Consider the following 2,219-nt stretch of genomic DNA (forward strand, 5'->3'; position numbering starts at 1 on the left):
TACGTCACTGCCGCTACAAGGTGTGGGAATACGTCGGTCTCCGTGAACGGCAAGCACTACATGGCGCGGTTCTCGCGAAAGCGCAGTGGCAGCATGTGGTTTCAGCTGACAATCGACGTATCCAGGCACTCGACAAAGAGATCCGTGCTGACGGCCTGTTCGCGCAATACACCAAGGACATCAAAGACAAGGTATTAAATAAGAATGATGTGAAAATGGGGTGCCGATGGATGGATTTAGCTGAGGAATCCGGCTTCCCTCGTAAGTACGCTCATGACATGTATAGTCATTTTTGCAACTATGCGCACTCCGGTTTTGTGAGCGTGCTGCAGATTCGTGACGCCGCTCAGGCTGGGGACTATAAACAACTCGCTAGCGTCGCGATTTCCTTTTGCGCATTGCTGATGGGGCAAATTATCGATAACTATGCACGCCTGTTTTCACCTGTTAATCAGGCACTGCAGAATGATCCTGAAGCATTGGCGCTGCTTGAGCGTTGGCAGGCATTGTTAGGCCGACTCGGGACCCTGTATGGAGCTGAAGCACAACGCTCGCCCAAGGATAAAATCGAACAGCACCGCAATTAACCGCAGGGCGCGAACCCTAAATGCCAGCGCTGATAAGTGAATCTGAAAAGAAAAGATGATCAGGTAGATACTATGTATGTTCCGTTTAATAAAAAAACTCTGACAACTCAAATCGACCAGGCATTCTCCGTTAGCGCTGTAGCCAAGTTGGTCGCAGCGGGAATACTAACGCCGAAAATTCGCAAGCAAGGTCCATTCGAACTGCCCGCTATCAAACCTGAATACAACCATTTCTGTCATTTGCTTGGTGAGGTCTTGAAGAATCTACCAGAGCTTCCCGATTTTTCCGGAGATAAGAAGATTGCGGTGATGTCAGATTACGGTGGCGAGCACAGTGACGCGCTATATCAAACATATTCCTTCTTGTTCGTTGCTATGGATAAAACAGGACCATTCCAAGCGCGCATGCAGGAGTTGCGGCAAAAACATAAGATTCACCATCCGTACAGTGAGTTTAAATTTAAAGATCTAAGGTACGCTCCAAGAAAGCGTGCGCTACCGGAGTATCTGAGGTTAGTTGATACCTTGATCCATGGTGCGCTCGTAACCGTGGCAATAGATCGAAAGATCGAGTCAGTTTTCGCGATGTCGAAAGCTGCTGCAAAAAAAGAGATTACGAAGCAACTCCAAGATGGCGGATTTGGCACATGGAACTTTCAGACTGGCGAAAAATTACTTCGGATTCTTCACATTCTTTCTGCTTTCACCGCCGCTCTAACTCATGATCAACAGAGGTTGCTCTGGTATTCCGATAACGACAATATCAATGCCGATGGTCATGAGAGGTCTTTTGCTCACACTCAAAGTTTGTTCGGAAGTGTCGGCGCTATGTACATGACGCATGGCTTTGAAATTCTTGGTTTTGCGAAGTCGTTAGCTGATAAGAGTTTTCTGGACGATTTGTTGAGCGTACCTGATCTGGCTGCGGGAATTCTTCATGACCTGGCGACTTTCGACGATACTGGCGAAGATCCTCTTGGCGAGGATGGGAAAGTGGACGTACTGAAATGGATAGCTACATCATCTAATTTTCTAACTAAGATTCACCTACGTATTTCGCCGAAAAGCGACGGCACATATGAAGCTCATACTCTTACATTAGAGCCAAAATGGTGAGGCCCCCTCGGTCTGGACCTGATACGCTGTCGCGCCTTCACTAGGGGAGTAACACCGTGGCATCACGAGGCCTCTGGGCGGTCAGCACGAAGCTGTTGGGGCTTATCCAGCCCCGTGTCCATTGCCCATGAGGGCACGCGCCATGATTAAACCTCATGAAATCGGAGGGAGTGCCTTCAAGAAGTAGGGCTTCCCACCTTGCAACTAGCTGCTTCAGTGGAATTGATGCCCACGCGCTCGCCGCTTGGGACAAGACAAGGTGTCCACGAATATATTTACATCAGCCGGAGGTAACTAGCCGCAAAGAGGTCGCAGAAGTAAATGCGATCATAACTGTAAGTCGGCAGTATTGAAGCATTAAATGCAGGATGCTCAACGCGGGCGCGTGAGAAGGCTAAGTCTGGGCTAATATTGCTAGCCTATGATAATCCCATAATAAATTTCAACAATCACCAATCATGCGTTACAACGATTTTTCCGACGATACTGAAGATACGGAACATACCCAACTGGACC

General features: G+C 48.3%; 2 protein-coding genes. Both read left to right on the plus strand.

What is annotated here, in order from left to right; translation table 11 throughout:
* The coding region (locus AKL28_RS24925) for a hypothetical protein (protein WP_197091094.1) at window positions 1-587 on the plus strand (587 nt) is incomplete at its 5' end.
* Between the two features lie 36 nt (window positions 588-623).
* Window positions 624-1,703 carry a hypothetical protein gene (locus AKL28_RS23340; protein ID WP_197091095.1) on the plus strand — a complete coding sequence of 360 codons (1,080 nt, stop codon included), beginning with the start codon at window positions 624-626 and terminating at the stop codon, window positions 1,701-1,703.
* The last annotated feature ends 516 nt before the right edge of the window (window positions 1,704-2,219 follow it).

The sequence above is a fragment of the Herbaspirillum chlorophenolicum genome, from assembly GCF_001189955.1.
Taxonomy (GTDB): domain Bacteria; phylum Pseudomonadota; class Gammaproteobacteria; order Burkholderiales; family Burkholderiaceae_D; genus Herbaspirillum; species Herbaspirillum chlorophenolicum.